Source organism: Collimonas sp. GW821-FHT07E08 (assembly GCF_059418905.1).
The window spans coordinates 43,424-63,573 of record NZ_JBWKQR010000018.1; the positions used below are offsets into that span (position 1 = coordinate 43,424).

The 20,150-nt window shown below is 61.5% G+C and carries 20 protein-coding genes; 17 read left to right on the top strand and 3 right to left on the bottom strand.

What is annotated here, in order from left to right:
* Positions 1–18 precede the first annotated feature (18 nt).
* The 3 genes from AC07RZ_RS20655 to maiA are packed head-to-tail and all read left to right on the top strand — an operon-like array spanning position 19 to position 2,619.
* The gene (locus AC07RZ_RS20655; protein WP_494669389.1) at positions 19–1,197 is read left to right on the top strand and encodes a pyridoxal phosphate-dependent aminotransferase; all 1,179 of its coding nucleotides are present in this window, start codon (positions 19–21) and stop codon (positions 1,195–1,197) included.
* Between the two features lie 53 nt (positions 1,198–1,250).
* A complete protein-coding gene (locus AC07RZ_RS20660; RefSeq protein ID WP_494669390.1) occupies positions 1,251–1,946 on the top strand; it encodes a fumarylacetoacetate hydrolase family protein in 696 nt (231 codons plus the stop codon).
* A 10-nt stretch (positions 1,947–1,956) separates the two neighbouring features.
* A complete protein-coding gene (gene maiA / locus AC07RZ_RS20665) occupies positions 1,957–2,619 on the top strand; it encodes a maleylacetoacetate isomerase (protein WP_494669391.1) in 663 nt (220 codons plus the stop codon).
* Between the two features lie 54 nt (positions 2,620–2,673).
* Here the strand turns inward: maiA and AC07RZ_RS20670 are convergent, their stop codons facing one another.
* The gene (locus AC07RZ_RS20670; RefSeq protein WP_494669392.1) at positions 2,674–4,287 is read right to left on the bottom strand and encodes an FMN-binding glutamate synthase family protein; all 1,614 of its coding nucleotides are present in this window, start codon (positions 4,285–4,287) and stop codon (positions 2,674–2,676) included.
* A 320-nt stretch (positions 4,288–4,607) separates the two neighbouring features.
* On the opposite strand from AC07RZ_RS20670, the gene AC07RZ_RS20675 reads away from it, so the two are divergent.
* The 6 genes from AC07RZ_RS20675 (at position 4,608) to AC07RZ_RS20700 (ending at position 9,377) form a co-directional block, all read left to right on the top strand.
* On the top strand, positions 4,608–4,814 hold the full coding sequence (locus AC07RZ_RS20675; protein ID WP_494669393.1) for a CsbD family protein: 207 nt from the start codon (positions 4,608–4,610) through the stop codon (positions 4,812–4,814).
* Between the two features lie 72 nt (positions 4,815–4,886).
* Positions 4,887–5,438, top strand: a complete 552-nt coding sequence (locus AC07RZ_RS20680) for a hypothetical protein (protein ID WP_494669394.1) — start codon at positions 4,887–4,889, stop codon at positions 5,436–5,438.
* A gap of 46 nt (positions 5,439–5,484) precedes the next feature.
* Entirely contained in the window at positions 5,485–5,799 is a 315-nt protein-coding gene (locus AC07RZ_RS20685) for a BON domain-containing protein (protein WP_144741560.1), read from the top strand.
* 206 nt (positions 5,800–6,005) lie between these two features.
* Positions 6,006–6,638: a response regulator gene (locus AC07RZ_RS20690; RefSeq protein ID WP_494669395.1), complete on the top strand. Its 633-nt coding sequence runs from the start codon at positions 6,006–6,008 to the stop codon at positions 6,636–6,638.
* 99 nt (positions 6,639–6,737) lie between these two features.
* On the top strand, positions 6,738–7,166 hold the full coding sequence (locus tag AC07RZ_RS20695; RefSeq protein WP_494669396.1) for a response regulator: 429 nt from the start codon (positions 6,738–6,740) through the stop codon (positions 7,164–7,166).
* A 144-nt stretch (positions 7,167–7,310) separates the two neighbouring features.
* Positions 7,311–9,377 carry a PAS domain-containing sensor histidine kinase gene (locus tag AC07RZ_RS20700; protein ID WP_494669397.1) on the top strand — a complete coding sequence of 689 codons (2,067 nt, stop codon included), beginning with the start codon at positions 7,311–7,313 and terminating at the stop codon, positions 9,375–9,377.
* A gap of 48 nt (positions 9,378–9,425) precedes the next feature.
* On the opposite strand, the gene AC07RZ_RS20705 is transcribed toward AC07RZ_RS20700, so the two are convergent.
* Entirely contained in the window at positions 9,426–9,869 is a 444-nt protein-coding gene (locus AC07RZ_RS20705) for a universal stress protein (RefSeq protein WP_144741572.1), read from the bottom strand.
* A 347-nt stretch (positions 9,870–10,216) separates the two neighbouring features.
* Here AC07RZ_RS20705 and AC07RZ_RS20710 point away from each other — a divergent pair, with 347 nt between their 5' ends.
* The 5 genes from AC07RZ_RS20710 to AC07RZ_RS20730 all read left to right on the top strand — a co-directional run bounded on the left by AC07RZ_RS20710 (position 10,217) and on the right by AC07RZ_RS20730 (position 14,660).
* Positions 10,217–11,515, top strand: a complete 1,299-nt coding sequence (locus AC07RZ_RS20710; protein ID WP_494669398.1) for an NAD(P)/FAD-dependent oxidoreductase — start codon at positions 10,217–10,219, stop codon at positions 11,513–11,515.
* Positions 11,516–11,647: 132 nt separating this feature from the next.
* Positions 11,648–12,079 (top strand): YMGG-like glycine zipper-containing protein, encoded by a 432-nt coding sequence (locus AC07RZ_RS20715; RefSeq protein ID WP_186450623.1) that lies wholly within the window; start codon positions 11,648–11,650, stop codon positions 12,077–12,079.
* Between the two features lie 154 nt (positions 12,080–12,233).
* Positions 12,234–12,434 carry a hypothetical protein gene (locus AC07RZ_RS20720; RefSeq protein WP_494669399.1) on the top strand — a complete coding sequence of 67 codons (201 nt, stop codon included), beginning with the start codon at positions 12,234–12,236 and terminating at the stop codon, positions 12,432–12,434.
* A 143-nt stretch (positions 12,435–12,577) separates the two neighbouring features.
* Positions 12,578–13,348 carry a c-type cytochrome gene (locus AC07RZ_RS20725; protein ID WP_494669400.1) on the top strand — a complete coding sequence of 257 codons (771 nt, stop codon included), beginning with the start codon at positions 12,578–12,580 and terminating at the stop codon, positions 13,346–13,348.
* Positions 13,349–13,364: 16 nt separating this feature from the next.
* A complete protein-coding gene (locus AC07RZ_RS20730) occupies positions 13,365–14,660 on the top strand; it encodes a c-type cytochrome (protein WP_494669401.1) in 1,296 nt (431 codons plus the stop codon).
* Between the two features lie 68 nt (positions 14,661–14,728).
* On the opposite strand, the gene AC07RZ_RS20735 is transcribed toward AC07RZ_RS20730, so the two are convergent.
* Positions 14,729–15,706, bottom strand: a complete 978-nt coding sequence (locus tag AC07RZ_RS20735) for an NAD(P)H-quinone oxidoreductase (protein WP_494669402.1) — start codon at positions 15,704–15,706, stop codon at positions 14,729–14,731.
* A 178-nt stretch (positions 15,707–15,884) separates the two neighbouring features.
* On the opposite strand from AC07RZ_RS20735, the gene AC07RZ_RS20740 reads away from it, so the two are divergent.
* From AC07RZ_RS20740 to AC07RZ_RS20750, 3 genes are all read left to right on the top strand, one after another.
* A complete protein-coding gene (locus AC07RZ_RS20740) occupies positions 15,885–17,339 on the top strand; it encodes a GGDEF domain-containing protein (protein WP_494669403.1) in 1,455 nt (484 codons plus the stop codon).
* Between the two features lie 195 nt (positions 17,340–17,534).
* On the top strand, positions 17,535–18,188 hold the full coding sequence (locus AC07RZ_RS20745; RefSeq protein ID WP_144741593.1) for a hydrolase: 654 nt from the start codon (positions 17,535–17,537) through the stop codon (positions 18,186–18,188).
* Between the two features lie 67 nt (positions 18,189–18,255).
* Entirely contained in the window at positions 18,256–20,103 is a 1,848-nt protein-coding gene (locus tag AC07RZ_RS20750; protein ID WP_494669404.1) for an amidohydrolase, read from the top strand.
* Positions 20,104–20,150: the final 47 nt, after the last annotated feature.

Below are 20,150 nucleotides of genomic sequence, written 5' to 3' on the forward strand. Positions count from 1 at the left end.
CCATTCGGAAAAGCATTCATGACATTCTCGCACCTAGCTTCACGCCTCGACAACATCGCACCGTTCCATGTGATGGAGCTGGCAAAAATGGCTGCAGCGCTGGAACGGCAAGGCCGCCACATTATCCACATGGGTATCGGCGAACCTGATTTCACCGCGGCGCCGCTGGTGATCGAAGCCGCCGCCAAGGCCATGGCCGACGGCAAGATGCAGTACACCTCGGCCACGGGCCTGCCGGCGCTGCGGGAAGCGATCTCGGCCCATTACCGCCAGGTGTTCAGCCTCGATATCACGCCCGAGCGCATTGTCGTCACCGCCGGCGCTTCGGCGGCCTTGCTGCTGGCTTGCGCCGCGCTGGTGGAAAAGGGCAGCGAGGTGCTGATGCCTGATCCTTCCTACCCCTGCAATCGCCACTTCGTCGCGGCCTTCGACGGCCAGGCGAAAATGATCGCCAGCGGTCCGCAGCAGCGCTTCCAGCTGTCCGACCAGATGGTGCGCGAGCACTGGGGCGGGCAGACGCGCGGCGTGCTGCTGGCGTCGCCGTCCAATCCGACCGGCACTTCGATCCTGCACAGCGAGCTGGAGAAGATCATCGCCACCGTGCGCGGCAAGGGCGGCTTTTCCATCGTCGATGAAATCTACCAGGGCCTGAGCTACGAAGGCGACCCGTTTTCGGCGCTGTCGCTGGGCGACGACATCATCGTCATCAACAGTTTCTCCAAATATTTCAACATGACCGGCTGGCGTCTCGGCTGGCTGGTGCTGCCGGAAGCGCTGGTGGCGCCTATCGAAAAACTCGCCCAGAACCTGTTCATCTGTCCCTCGGCGATCGCCCAGCACGCTGCGCTGGCTTGTTTCGAGCCCGAGTCGCTGGCTTTGTACGAATCGCGCAAGAGCGAATTCAAGCGCCGCCGCGATTACCTGGTGCCGGCCCTGGTCGAACTGGGGTTCAAGGTGCCGGTGATGCCGGATGGCGCGTTTTATGTGTATGCGGATTGCAGCGCCCTCTTTAAGGAAGGCGACGACGCCGACAAGTTCGTCAAGGAAGTCTTGAACCAGGTCGGCGTCAGCATGGTTTCCGGCCTGGATTTCGGCCCCTACACTGCACAGCACTACATCCGCCTGTCGTACGCGACTTCAATGGAAAACCTGCAAGAAGCGGTACGTCGCCTGGGGCAGTTTCTCGGCAAGCATTAAATTCAGACAATGTTCGCTGCCGGCATTCCGGCGGTATTGAAAAAGGAGCTTCCATGCACTTCGTTTTCCCTCCCAAACCGGCAGCAGCCGTTCCCGTGGCCGGCAGCGACCAATTGTTTCCGGTGCACCGGATCTACTGCGTCGGCCGCAATTATGCCGAACACGCCAAGGAAATGGGCAGCAGCGGCCGTGAAGCGCCGTTCTTCTTCATGAAGCCGGTCGACGCCGTGCTGCCGGTCGCCCACGGCAGCATAGGCGAGATGCCTTATCCATCCATGACCCAGGACCTGCACCACGAAATCGAACTGGTGGTGGCCCTGTCCACCGGCGGCAAGAATATCCCGGCAGCCGAAGCCGTCAAGCACATCTGGGGTTACGCAGTCGGGCTCGACATGACCCGCCGCGACCTGCAGGGCGAAGCCAAGAAGCTGGGACGGCCATGGTGCACCGGCAAGGGCTTTGACCATTCGGCGCCGATTTCGCCGATCCATCCGGTCGGCGCCACCGGCGTCATCGAGCAAGGCGATATCCACCTGGACGTGAACGGTGCATTGCGCCAGAAGGGCGACATCAACCAGATGATCTGGAACATTGCCGAGACCATTGAGCAGCTGTCCGCCTATTTTGAATTGCAGGCCGGCGACCTGATTTTTACCGGCACGCCGGCCGGGGTTGCCGCCGTGGGCAAGGGCGACCTGCTGGAAGGATCGGTAGCGGGCGTCGGCGATCTGCGCGTACGCCTGGTCTGAGCAGATACCGATGAAACTGTATAGCTACTTCCGCAGTTCCGCCTCCTACCGGGTACGGATTGCCTTGAACCTGAAGGGCATGCCCTACGATACCGTTCCCGTGCATCTGCTGAAACATGGCGGCGAGCAGCTCAGCCAGATGTACCGGACCTTGAACAGCGACGGCCTGGTGCCGACCATGGTCGACGACGATGCAGCCGACGGCCAGGCGGTGCTGACGCAGTCGCTGGCGATCCTGGAATACCTGGAAGAAATCCATCCGGCGCCGGCATTGCTGCCGCCGGCTGCGCTGGACCGGGCTTTCGTACGCAGCATAGCCTTGTCGATTGCCTGCGACATCCACCCGCTCAACAACCTGCGCGTGCTGCGTTACCTGGTGCACGAATTGAAAGTGGATGAAAACGCCAAGAACGCCTGGTACCGGCACTGGTGCGAAAGCGGCCTGGCGGCGCTGGAGGTGACGCTGGCGAGGGACCGCAGGCCCGGCAAGTTCTGTTTCGGCGATACGCTGACGCTGGCCGACTGCTGCCTGGTGCCGCAGATTTTCAATGCACAGCGCCTGAAATGCGACCTGTCGGCGATGCCGACCGTGATGGGCATTTACCAGAACTGCCAGCAGCTGGACGCCTTTATCAAGGCAGCGCCGGAAAACCAGCCGGATGCCGAAGCCTGAACCGGTTCAAGGACAGCAAAAAAGCCAGGGTGTGCAGCCACCCTGGCTTTTTTTTCAGGCGCCGGCCTGGATCGGCGCGGCAGGATGGAAACTCTCCGCGCGCGCGATAGGCCAGTATTTCTCGAACACCGGATAGCGGTATGTCTGGTTCAGCAAATCTCCCGGCTGCAGGTAATGCAGCAAATCAGACATCAGCTTCACTTCATGGTCCGAGGTACGGCGCACAATGTGATGCGCGCGTAGCGCAGAAGCATGCGGCAGGCCCGCGGCCTGCACCAGCTCCTGCAGCGCATGCAAAGTGCTTTCATGGAAGCGATAGACGCGTTCGGCCTTGTCCGGCACCACCAGCGCCTTCTGCCGGCCCACGTCCTGGGTGGCGACACCGGTCGGACAGCGGTCGGTATGGCAGCTTTGCGACTGTATGCAGCCGAGCGAGAACATGAAGCCGCGCGCCGAGTTGCACCAGTCGGCGCCTATCGCCAGCGTGCGCGCCAGGTCGAAGGCGGTGATCACCTTGCCGCTGGCGCCGATCTTGATGCGGTCGCGCAGGCCGGCGCCGAGCAGGGTGTTATGCACCAGCAGCAAACCTTCCTGCAGAGGCATGCCGACATGATCGACAAACTCCAGCGGCGCCGCGCCGGTGCCGCCTTCGGAACCGTCCACCACGATGAAGTCCGGCAGGATGCCGGTCTGCAGCATGGCTTTGACGATGCCGAAAAACTCCCAGGGATGGCCGACGCACAATTTGAAACCGACCGGCTTGTCGCCCGACAGCGTGCGCAGTTTCTGGATGAATTCCAGCAGGCCGATAGGATTCGAAAACGAGGAATGGGCGGCGGGCGAGATGCAGTCGACGCCCATCGGCACGCCGCGCGTGGCGGAAATCTCCGGCGTGACCTTGGCCGCAGGCAGCACGCCGCCGTGGCCGGGCTTGGCGCCTTGCGAGAGCTTGACCGTGATCATCTTGACTTGCGGCGAAGTCGCTTGCGCCACGAATTTTTCTTCATTGAAGCTGCCGTCGCCGTTGCGGCAGCCGAAATAGCCGGAGGCGATCTGCCACAGCAGGTCGCCGCCGAATTCGCGGTGATAGGGCGAGATCGAGCCTTCGCCGGTATCGTGCGCAAAGCCGCCTTTCTTGGCGCCGCGGTTGAGCGCGCGGATGGCGTTGGCCGACAGCGCGCCGAAGCTCATCGCCGATACATTGAAGACCGACATCGAATACGGCTGCGCCCGTTCGGCGCCGACCGTGACGCGGAAATCATGGCTGGCGATGATGGTCGGCGACAGCGAGTGGCCTACCCATTCATAGCCGCGCAGCTTGACGTCCAGCTCGGTCCCGAACGGCCGGCTGTCGACTTCGCCTTTGGCGCGCTGGTAGACCAGGCTGCGTTCCTTGCGGGTGAACGGCGCGCCGTCGTTGTCGCTCTCGAAAAAATACTGGCGCATCTCGGGGCGGATCATTTCAAACAGAAAACGGAAATGCCCCATCAGCGGGTAGTTGCGCAGGATCGCATGGCTGCGCTGGTTCATGTCCCAGACGCCGAGCGCGGTCAGCAGGCCGGGGAGCACCGCCCACCACCACCCCATCTTGCCGGCTGCGGCGCCGGCGGCAAGCAGCAAAGTCAGCAGCAGTATTGCCCAGAAACTAAGGTATCGACTGACTCTCATGATTTCCTTCCTTTTAAGATTGCCGCTGCGCCGGCGGTTTGCTTGTGGAAAACCGCTTGTAACGGTAGCAGGCCGACAATTTTACACATTGGCGGCGCGTTCCGTGCGGCCGCTGCTTCCGTTTGTCCTACAAGGACTTCGGTCCCTGTCCTATAGCGCCTCATGGGGAGGCTGGTTAGCATGGACTCACCGATGCAAGGGCAGCGATGCGGGCCGGCCGGGCCGGCGCTGTCGCTCTACAGGCGCCCCTGCATACCAGGCCAGCCGCGTTGCCGGAAAACCGGCCTGGCATTGAATCGACAACCATCAAGGAGTGCACAATGAACTGGGACACTATCCAAGGCAACTGGAAACAATTCAAGGGCAACGTCAAGCAGCAATGGGGCAAGCTCACCGACGACAAGCTGGAGCAGATCGCCGGCAAGCGCGACCAGCTGGCCGGCAGCATCCAGGAAGCCTACGGCATCAGCAAGGACGAGGCTGAAAAGCAGATCCGCGCGTTTGAAGAGCGTCACAAGGATCGGTAGTTCCGGATCCTCGATTCCACCATGCATGATTGGCAATGACGCCATGATGTCGAAGAAAGAAAGGACATTGACATGACTATCAACAAAATCCTCGCGGCCATGCTGATCGGCGTTGCCGCTTTTAGCGGCACATCGCTGGCACTGGCGGCGGACAGCGCCAAAGCCAGCTACAAGGCGGCGGAAGACCTGGCTGACGCCACCTACAAGAGCGACAAGGCAAAATGCGACGAGCTGAGCGGCAACGGCAAGGATGTCTGCCTGAAGCAGGCCAAGGCCACCCGCGAACACACCGCGCAAGATGCAAAAGCCGAATATAAAAATACCCCGAAAGCTGTTGCCAGCGCACGTAAATCCGAAGCTGACGCCGACTATGCTGTCGCCAGGGAAAAATGCAATGGCCTGGCGGGCAATGCCAAGGATGTCTGCATCACGCAGGCCAAGGCGGACCGGGTTAACGATGTAGCCGACGCCAACACCCAGAAGGATGTGTCCAAGGCCAAGGCCGACGCTCGGGAAGAACGCGCCGATGCACGCTACAAGGTTGCCATGGCCAAGTGCGATGCGCTGGCAGGCGCTGCCAAGGAAGACTGTGTCGTTGCTGCCAAGGCCGAGCTCGGCAAATAATTGATCGTTTGCGACTGCAACTGCAACATCTCAAGGAGAACCATCAATGACTACTTTTTACAAACGCATCTCGGCTTTTTTCTTCGCGCTGTGCATGGTGTCCCTGGTCGGCTGCGCTGCGACCGCTACCCAGGAAGGCACCGGCGGCTACGTGGATGACGCTGTCATCACGACCAAGGTCAAGGCTGAAATCTTCAATGAGCCAAGCTTGAAATCGGCCGAAATCAATGTCGAGACGTTCAAGGGCGTGGTGCAGCTGAGCGGCTTTGTGGCGCAACGGGATGATGCTGCCAGGGCTTCCGCGGTGGCGGCCGGCGTCAAGGGGGTGAAATCGGTGAAGAACAATATCTTGCTGAAGTAGGTTGCACCCGTCCGCCGGCCGGAGCCTGCATGGCAGAGGTTCGGCGGACGCACATCCGGGATGAAGTGCTGGATGAAAGATTGAACGGATACGGGAAACGGTTATACACTGGATCTGCGTTTACATTGAAGGCAGTCGGACGCACACTGAACGTCACGCGCTGGAAACAGCGCCGGACAACTTATCTGATTGCGACGGTTGAATAGATGATAAAAATTTTGGTGGTTGACGACCATGCGGTAGTCCGCGCCGGCGTCCAGTACTTCATTGCAGATATCCCGGAGATGGAAATCACCGGGGAAGCCGCCAACGCGCAGGAAGCGATCCGGCTGATCCGCTCCGAGGAATACGACATCGTGCTGCTCGATATCGCGATGCCGGACAAGAGCGGCGTGGAGGTGCTAAAGCAGATCAAGCGCGAGAGGCCGCAATTGCCGGTGCTGATCCTGAGCATGCACCCGGAAAGCCGTTACGCGGTGCAGGTGCTGCGCAGCGGCGCCGACGGTTATGTGCAGAAAGAAGCGCTGGCGAAGGAGCTGGTAAAGGCGATCGAAACCATACTGCAGGGCCACAAGTACATCAGCTACGCGGTGGCTGAGCTGCTGACGGCAGATCCTGCCAGTAATGAGAATGCGCCGCTGCATGAATCCTTGTCGGCGCGCGAGTATGAAATTTTTTATAAATTGAGCCAGGGTGAAGGAGTGACCAGGATTGCCGAAGAGCTTTGCCTGAGCGTCAAGACCATCAGCACTTACCGTACGCGTGTGCTGCAGAAGATGAGCATGACCAGCAATGCGGATATTATTTATTATGCGATCAAGAACAATCTGATCGACTAGATGGGGCAATCGTGTCGCGGGTGAAAACCGCCTGCCGTTCGCCAGCCTGGCGCAATGCATGAATTGAAGCGAGGGATGTTGAAATAGCCGTCAACTAAAATGGACCATACAACAACCTCCGATATAGCCGAATCCGGCGCCACGCCGTTGCGGATTTTTTTGGTCGAAGATTCAGTGGCTGTCAGGGATTTGATGATTGATACCTTGAGCGAAATCCCGGGCGTGGTATTTGCCGGATTTGCAGAGGAAGAGGCGGATGCATTGAAAAAAATCGATGCCGAACCTTTTGACGTGCTGATCCTGGATATCGAACTCAAGCAGGGCAATGGCATGAGCCTGTTGCGTACGCTGGCGGCGTCGCCCAAGCCGCTCAATTCCACGAAAATCATTTTCAGCAATAACGTCAGCAACGCCTTTCGCCGCGCCGGCGAGAAATATGGCGTGCGTTTTTTCTTCGACAAGAGTTCGGAATTCACCAAGCTGCGCGACTTGCTGGCAGCACTGGGGACAGGACTGCCGGATCATTGACGGAGCTGTTGCAGCCTGGCAGCTGCTTGCAGCGTTTTCAGCCATATCCGCCCGCCGGCATCCGGCGGGTTTTGTGCTTTTCATGCTTTGTTTTTGCAATGACCCGGTTATGCTATCGAACGACATGAAAATCCTGGAGACGACTTGACGACAGACGACCATGAGGCGGGGCTAGGCAATCCGCATTACCAGGATTTGCTGAAGGCGCGGGCGCTGGAAAGCCTTGCCGCTACACGCACCTATGTATCGCGTACCGCCATCGCCGCCATCCTGGTGAGCCTGGCGCTGACGATAGTGTCCGCGGTGGTGCTGGTTGCCTGCGTTTACCAGGTGGCGCTGCCGTTCCCGACATCGCAGCTGCCGCTCATGCGGGCCAACACCGCCGCCGGTTTCTTGCTGGCCGCCGGCAGCCTGCTGCTGCAATGCCTGACGGGCAGGCTGCGAAAAGCCGCCAGGCTGGCGGCGCAAGCGCTGGCCGTCCTGCTGCTGCTGTTTGCCGTCGCGGCGCTGTGGCATGAAGCGTTTCGCAGTCCAGGCTGGCTTGACATTCTTCTTGCCGCGCTGGCGCCGCAGCCCGGTTTGCGCAACCCGAGCGGCTTGCATCCGATGGTGGCCATCGGTTTTGTTTTCTGCGGACTGGCTTTGCTGCTGCTTGACCGCCGCGGAAAAAAAGAAAGCCACCTGGCAGAATACCTGGCGATTGCCTTGATATTCCTGAGCGCGATCCCATTGCTGGGTTACCTGTACAACGTCGCGGCAATGACCCAGATGGTGTACGCCACCAGCATCCCCTGGCTGTCGGCGACCGCGTTCCTGTTGTTGGGCATGGCGCTGCTGATGGCGCGTCCGCATCAGCGCCTGATGGCGATCATCACGCGTCATGCGCCGGGCGGGCAGATGCTGCGCCGCTCCCTGCCGCAGATGCTGGTGCTGCTGGTGGCCCTGCACTGGCTGGCGGACTGGGGCGCGCGCCAGGGTTTTTACGAGCGTACCTCGGTGCCGCCTTTGCTGACCCTGATCGACGGCGTGCTGGTGCTGTTCATTTTCTGGCGCGCCGCAGGCAAGGTCGACCGTGAATACGGAGCGCGCCTGCAAAGCGCCGCGGAACTGGCGGAAGCCACCGCCTTGCTGATTGCGGTGAGCGACAACACCAACGACCCGATTTTCGTGAAAGACAGCCAAGGGCGCCTGATTTTCGCCAATCCAGCCTATTTGCGCCAGCTCGGACTGAGCTGGCAGGACGCCAAACACCGCCGCAGCCGCGAACTGTTCCCGGATCAGGAAGATGCAATCCGCATCGACCAGGATGACGCCCGTATCATGAGCGGCCGGGTTTCCGAAACGCTGGAACAGACGGTGCAGCTGCCGGGCGACATGGTCACCACTTTCCAGACCACCAAGGCGCCATGGTTCGGCCAGCAGGGGCAAGTCATGGGCGTGGTCGGCATCGCCACCGATATCAGCGAGCGCAAGCGCGCCGAGGATTCGCTCAGGCAGCGCGAACTGGAGCTGGAACGCACCATCGCCCAGCGCACCGCCTTGCTGCGCGAGCTGGCCAACCACATGGAAACCATACGGGAAGAAGAGAAACGGGCGATCGCGCGCGAGCTGCACGACAACATGGGCGCATCGCTGACGGCGCTGAGCATGCACCTGGAGGGCGTCTACAAGATCCTGCCGGAGAATGAGCACTGGCAGCATCGCCGGTCGCAGATGCAAACCCTGCTGAGTTCGCTGGTGGCGACCACGCGCCGGATCCAGACTGAATTGCGGCCGAACATGCTTGAGCTGTTCGGGCTGAAAGCGGCGATTGTCGAACAGCTGGAAGATTTCAGCCAGCGCACCGAGATCGTGTGCAACTCCAGCCTGCCGGACGAGGACATCGCCGTCGATCGTAAAATCGAAATAGCGGTCTATCGCATGCTGCAGGAAATCCTGAATAACGTCTCCAAGCACGCCCAGGCCACCCAGGTCGATTTGATCCTCGACATTGACGAAGACCGGCTGGCGCTGACGGTGCGCGATAACGGCGTCGGCATGTCGCAGCAGCGTTTTGAAAACACCACCACCCACGGTTTGCGCGGCTTGCATGAAAGGGCGACCTACCTGGGCGGGCAAGTCCGCTTTGCCGGCGGCGAAGGCAAGGGAACGACGGTGGTGATCGAATTGCCGATGCCGGGGCAGGCGCCGGCGGATGCGCCTAAGTCATAAGCCGACGGCTGCAAGGTCGAAAGCCGGGAGCACCGGCCTGGTGCAGGCTCAGGACGGCGGGCAGGGATCGGTCGCCACCAGTACGCTGCAAGGCACTTTTTCAACCAGGAGGGTATCCACCGAGCCGCGCCACCAGCGTGTCGCCATCGGTTTCTTGCGTGAATGGCCGACGATCACCAGGTCTACCCCCAGCTTGCTGACCAGGTCGCTGATCACATTCACCGGTTCGCCGCTTTCAAAATGGTCGACAGCCTTGATGCCGGCGTCGCTGAGCAGCTTGTGGCCCTTGATCAGTTCTTGTTCGAGCAGGGTCTTTTCAGCCCTGATAGCGGATTCGGCGACGAATTCGCCTGCCATCAGGTAGGTGGCAAGGTTGATGACCCCCAGCAGGTGGACCTCGACTTCAGGGCCGGGCGCCAGCTGGATGCAGGAATACAGGGCCGAACGGCTTTCGGGCGTGCCATTGTAGGCGACGAGAATTTTCCGGTACATATGCCCTCCTGAAAATTGTATTTGCAATGTTCTCTGCTTTCATCATAGCGCAGTCCAGGGCTGTCAACCAGATACCATTTGGGTATTTGCAGCGATGTTTTCCGGCGCCGGTTTTGCATGGCGAAAATCGATTTTCGGATTCTGCCCTTGCCGTTTTCTGGCGCGTTGCCGGGTTTTCCCGAATACTGCAAATTGGCGGCGCCTGATCAAAAAGCGCCGAAACTACGGCACTATTGCGCTATGCAGCACTATAAAAGTAGACTTGGCGGGTAATGCGCCAGTTCGGGCTGTGCAAGCTTCAGCGGTTTGCAGCGTGATTGATCAATAAAAAGTCGAAGGAAAAATGGATGTCGGATGAAATCGTGATTGTCGGCGGCGGCGCCGGCGGCCTGGAGCTGGCATGCAAGCTCGGCCGCAAGCTGGGGAGCGGCCACGTCACGCTGGTGGACCGGGCGCTGTACCACATATGGAAGCCGTCCCTGCACGAAGTTGCGGCGGGAACGCGCGACATCCATCAGGAAGGCTTGTCTTACCAGATGTTGGCGCACGACAATAAATTCCGCTTCGTCTACGGCGCCATGACCGCGCTCGACAGCGTCAGCAACACGATCACGGTGGATGCGGTGCTGGATGAATCGGCGCAGGAACTGATCCCGCCGCGCCAGATCGGCTTCAGCAAGCTGGTGATCGCGGTCGGCAGCGTTTCCAACTATTTCGGCATCAGCGGCGCCGAGGAAAACACGATTTCGCTGAACACCACCGAAGACGCCGAGCATTTCCGGCTGCGCCTGCTGAAAATGCTGGCGATGGCGGACCTGAAGAAAGAAAAGGATCCCGACGCCGGAGTCGACATCGTGATCGTCGGCGGCGGCGCAACCGGCGTCGAACTGGCGGCCGAACTGCGCGACGCCAGCAGCGTCTACACCGATTACGATTTCCCGCACCTGAATCCGAACCGCGATGTCCGCATCACCATCCTGGAAGGCGCGCCGCGCTTGCTGGCGCCGCTGACCGAACGGGTTTCCAAGGCGGCCACCAAGCTGCTGCAGGAACGCGAAGTGAAGGTGGTCACCGATTGCCGCGTCGCCGCCATCGCAGAGAATTTCGTGACTGACGCCAACGGCAACAATTACGCGTCGGACCTGTGCGTATGGTCGGCCGGCATCAAGGCTCCCGATTTTCTCAAGACCCTGGGTTTGCCGGTGACCAAATCAGGCCAGCTGGAAGTCGACGGCTTGCTCAAGGTCGCAGGCAGCAACAATATCTATGCGCTGGGCGATTGCGCCGCTTGCATCGGCCCCGACGGCAAAATGGTGCCGCCGCGCGCCCAGGCCGCGCACCAGCAGGCCGACTACCTGCTGGAGATGTTCGTCCGCTCGAACAAGGGACAGGCGGCGCTGGACACCCCCTACGTCTACAAAGACCATGGTTCGCTGGTGTCGTTCGGCAGGAATACCTCGGTCGGCACCTTGATGGGATCGCTGACCAAACTGGGCTGGTTTGTCGACGGCTTCTTCGCCCGCATGATGTACGCCAGCTTGCACCTGATGCATCTGAACGCCTTGCTGGGGCCGGTGCGCACCGGCGTTACCGCCGCCGCCAGCAGCCTGATGAAGCACGCCAAGCCGTCAGTCAAGCTGCACTGAGTTTGTAAGCATGTTGTTCAGATGTAAAAGTATGTATCGCTTGCATGATTTCCGGCGGAGCTGGTCTATAGTTCAAATCAACAGCCGTGGGCATACCGGTCTGTGACTATGCGACCCTTGAAGGAGTCAATCATGCTGTACAAAAAATGGATATGTGTTGCGCTGCTGGCCAGCACGACTGCTGCGGTTTCTACCTCTGCCATGGCTTACGACGACGGCGCCAATACCGCCATCGGCGCGGTGGCAGGCGCTGTCATCGGCGGCGCGGTGGGCGGCCGTAACGGCGCTATCGTCGGCGGCGTGCTGGGTGCCGCGGTAGGCGCGACTTCGGGCGGCTATCGTGACGATGGCGGTTATTATGACCGTGGCCAAGGCTATTATGCGCAGCCGGCGCCGGTGTACGTTCGCCCTGAGCCGGTCTATTACCAGCCTGCGCCGGTTTATTATCGGCCGGCCCCGGTGTACTACCGTCCGCAGCCTGTGTATTACCGCCCAGCGCCGGTGTATGTGGAAAACCACGATTACTACCGCCAGCAATATCGCGGCGGCTACTACGAGCGCTGATCCAAGCCCGGATTAAACAACAGGCGCCGGTCCAGATGAGAATCTGGACCGGCGTTTTTTATTGGCGCGCCGGATTCTTTGCTATGCGCCAGGCTGCATACGTCCTATATTGAAAAGACTCAGGACACCTGGCCATTTCATGGAGGAGACTGTTGTGGGCAAAACCAAGCATGCGCCGGCCGACGACAAGCACGGCAAGCGAAAGAAAATACAGCAGGTGAATCCGGCCGAGCGCTGGACCGGGCACGCACTGGACGGCAGCCAGCAGCTCGATATCGTCGAAGAACAAATGTATGTGAATGAACCCGGAACCACCATCGACCAGCCTCTGGTGCCGCAGAAAACGCCAAAATGATGCGCCTGGAGAGCCTGCTGCCTGGGACAATTTGTCCAGCCCGGACGGGCGTTGCAGGCGGCCGTCAACCTTGCCTGCTAGTTTATAATCGTGCAGAGAATGCCTTCCCTAAAAAATGCAGCATTATAAAAAAGTAGGAAATCATGCGGATTCTTTCGGTAAGACCGGCCGGTGGCCGAGCGCCAGCTCATGGGCGCCGCCTTGGCTCCCTGTGTATCCTTGCCGCTGCGCTGCTGGCTGTCGCCGCCGGCGCAGCTGAGGTCGACGCCGGCGCTGTTCCCGACACCATCAAGCAGCGCCTCACCGCATGCACCGCCTGCCACGGCGAGCAGGGACGCGCTACCAACGACGGCTACTACCCGCGCATCGCCGGCAAACCGGCCGGCTACCTCTACAACCAGCTGCATAATTTTCGTGAAGGACGCCGGCAGTATCCGATGATGACCTACCTGGTCGACCATCTGTCCGACGCCTACCTGCAGGAAATCGCCCAGTATTTTGCAAACCAGCATCCGCCTTATCCGCCGCCGCAGCCGCCCGATCCGTCGAACGCGACGCGGGCGCGCGGCGAAGTGCTGGTCAACAAGGGGGATCCGGCCAAGAAGATACCAGCCTGCATCGCTTGCCACGGCAGCGCCATGACCGGCGTTTTGCCGACCACGCCAGGCTTGCTCGGCTTGCCGCGCGATTACCTGGTCGGCCAGATCGGCGCCTGGAAAAACGGCGCACGCCACGCGGTTGCGCCCGACTGCATGGCGCAGGTGGTGCAGCGCCTGAGTGCGGAAGACATCGGCGCCGTCGCCTCCTGGCTGGCGGCGCAGCCGGTGCCTGCCGACGCTACGGCGGCCGCCCCCGGCACGGCCAGATTGCCGCTGGCGTGCGGCAGCATTCCCCTCCCTTCGGCCAACCCTTGATCAAGCAGAGCGCAGAATGAAACGATTATTCAAGTGGGTGCTAGGCGGGTTGCTGCTGCTGATCGCGGTTGCTGCCGGCGTGCTGGTGGTCTTCAACGCCGATGACAACAGTGCGCCGCCACAACCGGCGCAAGCCGCGGCGAGTCCCGGCGACCAGATAAGCCGCGGCGCTTACCTGGTGCGCGGCGGCGACTGCATGGCCTGCCATACGGCGCGCGGCGGCAAGGAACTGGCTGGAGGGCGCGCAATACAGACGCCGTTCGGCGCCATCTATGCGCCGAATCTCACGCCCGACAACGACACCGGCATCGGCGCCTGGTCGGCCGACGATTTCTGGCAAGCCCTGCACAACGGCAAATCGAAAGACGGCAGCCTGCTGTATCCGGCCTTCCCGTACACGAATTACACCAAGGTCACGCGCAGCGACGCCGACGCCATGTTTGCCTACCTGCGCAGCGTGCCGCCGGTGCCGCAAAAGAACCGCCGGCACGAATTGCGCTTTCCCTACAACAACCGGTTCCTGCTCTACGGCTGGCGCGCCCTGTATTTCCGGCCTGGCGTATACCAGGCCGAGACGCAGCAATCGGTGGAATGGAACCGCGGCGCCTACCTGGTGCAGGGACTGGGCCATTGCAGCGCTTGCCACACCACCCGCAACGCCCTCGGCGGCACCGACCTGAAAGCGGACCTGGGCGGCGGTTTCATCCCGGTGGTCAACTGGTATGCGCCGTCGCTGACCTCGGACCAGGAAATCGGCCTCGGCGACTGGGACATCGAACACATCACGGGCCTGCTGAAAAACGGCGTCTCGCCGCGCGGCACGGTGCTGGGGCCGATGGCGGAAGTGGTCGGCGCCAGCCTGCAGCACCTGAGCGACCAGGATGTGCGCGCCATGGCGGTTTACCTGAAGTCCTTGCCGCGCCAGAAGGAGGCCGCGGAAACCGAGGAACGCGCCAGGCCGGACGAGGTGGCGCGGGTGATGGAGCTGGGCCAGAAGATCTACAAAAACCATTGCATCGATTGCCACCAGGCTTCCGGCAAGGGGCAGTGGCCGGCTTACCCGCCGCTGGCAAGTAATCACGCGATCACCATGCCGGCGCCGGTGAATGCGATCCGGGTGGTCCTGAACGGCGGCTTCGCACCCAGCACCGCTGCCAATCCGCGTCCTTACGGCATGCCGCCTTACGGGCCGACGCTGAACGATGGCGAAGTCGCCGCTGTGGTTTCGTACATCCGCAACAGCTGGGGCAACAAGGCGCCGATCGTGGGTGCGTCCGAGGTCAGCCGCTATCGCGCGGTGCCGCTGGATTAGCGCTGCGGTTCCTCCGTCCCTCCCCCCAAAAAAAAGCAGCCTCGGCTGCTTTTTTTACATGGCGCGGCTTAGACGGTCAGCATGATCTTGCCGATATGCGAACTGCTTTCCATCAGCGCATGCGCTTGCGCCGCCTGCTCCAGCGGAAAGGTCTTGAAGATCACCGGCTTGATCTTCTTTGCCGCCAGCAGCGGCCAGACGCGCTCCTGCAGCTGGGTCGCGATGGCGGCCTTGAAGGCGACCGGGCGCGGACGCAGGGTCGAGCCGGTAATCGTCAGGCGCCGCATCATGATGTGGCGGAAATCGATGCTGGCGCTGCTACCGCCCAGCGTGGCGATGAACACCAGGCGGCCGTCGTCGGCCAGGCAGCTGATTTCGCGCGGCACGTAATCGCCGGCCACCATGTCCAGGATGACATTCACGCCTTTGCCGTCGGTCGCGGCCTTGATGACGGCGGCGAAGTCTTCCGTGCGGTAATTGATCGCGCGTTCGGCGCCCAGCGCCTCGCAGGCGCGGCATTTTTCATCCGAGCCGGCGGTAGCGAATACCCGGTGGCCGAGCGCCGTGGCGATCTGGATCGCCGCGGCGCCGATGCCTGAGCTGCCGCCTTGCACCAGCAAGGTCTCGCCGCTCGCCAGTTTTGCGCGGTCGAAGACATTGCTCCATACGGTGTAAAAGGTTTCCGGCAGCGACGCCGCTTCCGCCGCGCTCCAGCCGTCGGGCAGCGGCAGGCATTGGACGGCCGGCGCGCAGCAGTATTCGGCATAACCGCCGCCTTGCACCAGTGCGCATACCAGGTCGCCTTTCTTGAACGGGCTGTTGCCGAAGTCGCCGTCGACGATTTCGCCGGCGATCTCCAGCCCCGGCAGGTCGGAGGCGCCCGGCGGCGGCGAATAATTGCCGGTGCGCTGGAACACGTCGGGCCGGTTGACGCCGGCAGCCTGCACCTTGATCAGCACTTCGCCTGGCTTGAACGAGGGCAGGGGGCGTTCGCAGATCTGCAATACTTCCGGGCCGCCGGGATGGGTGATTTCGATAGCGCGCATGGCATGGTTCCAAGGTAAAGAGGCCATTGTATGACAAGTCTTATTTCTCTTTTGAAAGCGAGAGTGATAGCTTTTCTGTATTAGCCCAGCGCAGGCATTCAAGTTATTATTTTAATGCTCAAAAACAAGATTTCTATACAGAAATTCTTTCAATCAAGGGCTTCATAAAGAACAGGCAATGACCGACCGTGCAAGCAATGCAGGTAACAAAGCCATATCCAAGCCGGCCTGGCACCACATGAACGCTTCGCCGGTGACGCGGCAAGCGACCAGCCGCCAGCGGCGGCGCGCATTGTGGACCTGCATCGGGATTGCTGCGGGAACATTGCTGCTGCTGCCGCTGGCGGCGGTCATGGGGCCGCGGGTGCCGGCCTTCCTGCCTTCCTACCAGACGGCGACGGTGGTTGCTTATGTCATCATCACCTACCTGATTTTTGCCCACTATCGCGCCACCAGGGCTCTCGATCTGCTGTTTGTCGGCGGCGCCTGCTTTTATTGCGCCGGGATCTTTTTACTGCAGTTCCTGGCCTTGCCCGACATGTTCCTGCCGCACGGATCGCTGCTGGGCGGCGAGCAGACTGCGATCTGGCTGTGGTTTTTATGGCATGCCGGCCTGGCGCTGGGGATCCTGGCCTATGCCGCCAGCAACTGGCGCTATCCGGCCCTGATGTACAGCTACTCCCAGCGCCTGGCGCATTGGCTGATGGCCGCCGTGGCGGCGGCGCTGCTTGCCAGCATGGCCCTGGTCACCGTATTCCATGCATATTTGCCGCGGCTCGACGACAACGGCGATTTCCGCCGGCTGGCCAGCAGCGGCGCCGGCCCTTTGCTGCAGTGCATGACCGGCCTTGCCTTCCTGGTCTTGTGGCAGGCCACGCGCTTCCGCGCGGTGTTGCACGTATGGCTGGGGGTTGCCCTGGTTGCGCTGCTGTGCGACAACGCCATCACCATGGCCGGCGGCAGCCAGTTCTCGGTGGGCTGGTACGTCGGCCGCTGCAACGCCCTGGCGTCGGCCACGCTGCTGCTGCTGATCTACCTGCGCGAAATGAACCAGGTCTACCTGAAGACGGTGCAAGACGCTCGCCTGCTGGCGCTCAACAACGCCATGCTGGAAGTCAGGATGGACCAGGTGCGGCTGGACGACTTGACCGGGCTGCCCGGCCGTTCGCTGTTTCTCGAACTGGCCGAAACCTTGCGCAGCCGCGATTTGGCGAGCCGCCAGGCGGTGGCCTTGCTGTTCATCGACCTGGACGGCTTCAAGCGCGTCAACGACGACCTGGGGCACGACCGCGGCGATACGGTGCTGGTCGAAGTAGCCGCCGCCCTCAGGTCGGTGCTGCGCGACAGCGATATCGCCGGCCGTGTCGGCGGCGACGAATTCGTGGTGTGCCTGGCGGCTCCCGCCGCTGCCGTCAAGGCTACCGCCACCGCGGTCGCCGGCCGCATCGTCAGCCGCGTCGCCGCCATCGGCGACGGCATCGGCTGCAGCATCGGCATCGCCCTGTGCCAGGCCGAGAACCTGGAGTGGGATGCCGCATTGCGCCAGGCTGACGCAGCGATGTACCAGGCCAAGCGCCAGGGTAAAAGCCGCTTCACGGTATACGGCCATGCGCTGCTGGACGAGATGGCCTGAAGCTTGACAGTTCCTTTGTGAAAATAGCATTAAATTAATGATCGATGAATTCGATCATTGGGCTATAAATTTTCCGTTTTTCTTTTGAATTCCTCTCGACCATACTGCAATTCATTGGCAATGACCCCATGCCAATCAACAGGAATCGATTCCTGTTTTAATTTCGAATTAATCGCATATAAGAGAGGAAACATCATGCCAATCGCAACCGCCAAACCAGGAAGCACGCTGCTGAACCCTGCCAACCACACCCTGATCATGATCGATCACCAATCGCAAATGGCGTTCGCCACCAAATCCATCGACTTGGCTTCGCTGCGTAATAACGTCGCCCTGGTGGCCAAGGCCGCCAAAGAGTTCGAGGTGCCGACCATCCTGACCACAGTCGCCGAAAAGTCGTTCTCCGGCCCCATCTTCGACGAAATCAAGACCGTGTTTCCAGGACAGGAAGCGATAGACCGCACCACCATGAATACCTGGGAAGATGCGCGCATTGCTGAACGCGTCAACGCGATCGGCAAGGACAAGATCGTGCTGGCCGGCCTGTGGACTTCGGTATGCATCGTCGGTCCGGCGCTGTCGGCCCTGGACCAGGGATTCGAGGTGTATGTCATCACCGACGCCAGCGGCGATGTCTCCGACGAGGCTCACCAGCGCGCGGTGGAACGCATGATCCAGCAAGGCGCGCGTCCCATGACCTCGCTGCAGTACCTGCTGGAACTGCAACGCGACTGGGCGCGCGGCGAAACCTACAACGAAACCGTGGCCACTTCGATTGCGCACGGCGGCGGCTACGGCCTCGGCTTGATCTATGCCAAGACCATGTTCAATGCCTCTGAAGCCCATTAAAGACCAAGAGGCCCTGTCCATTGGCGGGGCCGCGTTACACCAGATCCGATAGCGTGAGGAGAAAACCATGAGTGCAGACATGATTTTGTTGAACGGCCGCTTTCACACGGTCGACAAGGCACAGCCGCTGGCGACGGCGGTAGCGATACAGGACGGCAAGTTCGTCGCGGTCGGCGATGCGGAGGAAGCGATGCGCCATCGCGGCGCCGCGACCCAGGTGATCGACCTGAACGGCCGCACCGCGGTCCCGGGCCTGAACGACTCCCACCTGCACCTGATACGCGGCGGCCTCAACTACAACCTGGAATTGCGCTGGGAAGGCGTGCCTTCGCTGGCGGACGCCTTGCGCATGCTGAAAGAACAGGCGCTGCGCACTCCGCATCCGCAGTGGGTGCGCGTGGTCGGCGGCTGGACTGAATTCCAGTTCGCCGAAAAGCGCATGCCGACCCTGGAAGAAATCAACGCCGCCGCGCCCGACACGCCGGTATTCATCCTCCACCTGTACGACCGCGCCTTGCTCAACCGCGCCGCCTTGCGCGCCGTCGGCTACACCAAGGACACGCCGAATCCGCCCGGCGGCGAAATCCAGCGCGACGCCGGCGGCAATCCGACCGGCATGCTGATCGCCAAGCCGAATGCGATGATCCTGTATGCGACCCTGGCCAAGGGCCCGGCCTTGCCGCACGAGCAGCAAGTCAACTCCACCCGCCAGTTCATGCGCGAGCTGAACCGGCTCGGCCTCACCAGCGCCATCGACGCCGGCGGCGGTTTCCAGAATTATCCCGAGGACTACGCCATCATCGACCAGCTGGCGCGCGACCAGCAGCTGACGATCCGCATTGCCTACAACCTGTTCACCCAGCGCAAGGGGCAGGAGCTGGACGATTTCCAGAAATGGACCGGCATGGTCGCGCCGGGCCAGGGCGACGACTTTTACCGCCATAACGGCGCCGGCGAAATGCTGGTGTTTTCGGCGGCGGACTTTGAAGATTTCCTGGAGCCGCGGCCGGAGCTGGCGGCCGGTATGGAAAACGAGCTGGAGCAAGTGGTGCGGCACCTGGTCTCGCAGCGCTGGCCGTTCCGCCTGCACGCCACTTACAACGAATCGATCAGCCGCATGCTGGATGTGTTTGAAAAAGTGAACCGCGAGATTCCATTCGACGGCTTGCACTGGATCTTCGACCATGCGGAAACCATCACGCCGCAGAATATCGAACGGGTGCGCGTGCTGGGCGGCGGCATCGCGATCCAGCACCGGATGGCGTTCCAGGGCGAGTATTTTGTCGACCGCTACGGCGCTGAAGCTGCGGCCCACACGCCGCCGATAGCGCGCATGCTGGAGATGGGCGTGCCGGTCGGCGCCGGCACCGATGCTACCCGGGTGGCCAGCTACAATCCCTGGACCGCGCTCTACTGGCTGGTGTCGGGACGCACCGTCGGCGGCATGAAGCTGTACGACGCCGCGGCCAGCCTGCCGCGCGAAACCGCGCTCGAACTCTGGACCAACGGCAGCGCCTGGTTTTCCAGCGAGCAGGGCAAGAAGGGCCGCATCAAGCAAGGGCAGCTGGCGGACCTGGCGGTATTGTCGGCGGATTTCTTCAGCATCGACGAAGACAGCATCAAGGCGCTGGAATCGGTGCTGACGGTAGTCGGCGGCAAGATTGTCTACGGCGCCGCAGAGTTCGCGCCGCTGGCGCCGCCGCCTATCCCGGTGCTGCCGGACTGGTCGCCGGTGAAAACCGTGCCGGGCCATTACCGTCCTGTGGCGCAGCAGCGCCAGGCCCTGCCGCATCAGTGTGCCGGCGCCTGCGGCGTGCACGCTCACGCGCATGACGCAGCAAGGAAATCGACGGTGCCGATCTCGGATCATTCGGGGTTCTGGGGCGCGCTGGGGTGCAGCTGCTTCGCTTTTTAAACTTGCCGCGGACTTCCGCCCGGAAGTCCGTTTCTGTTAGGGACGGA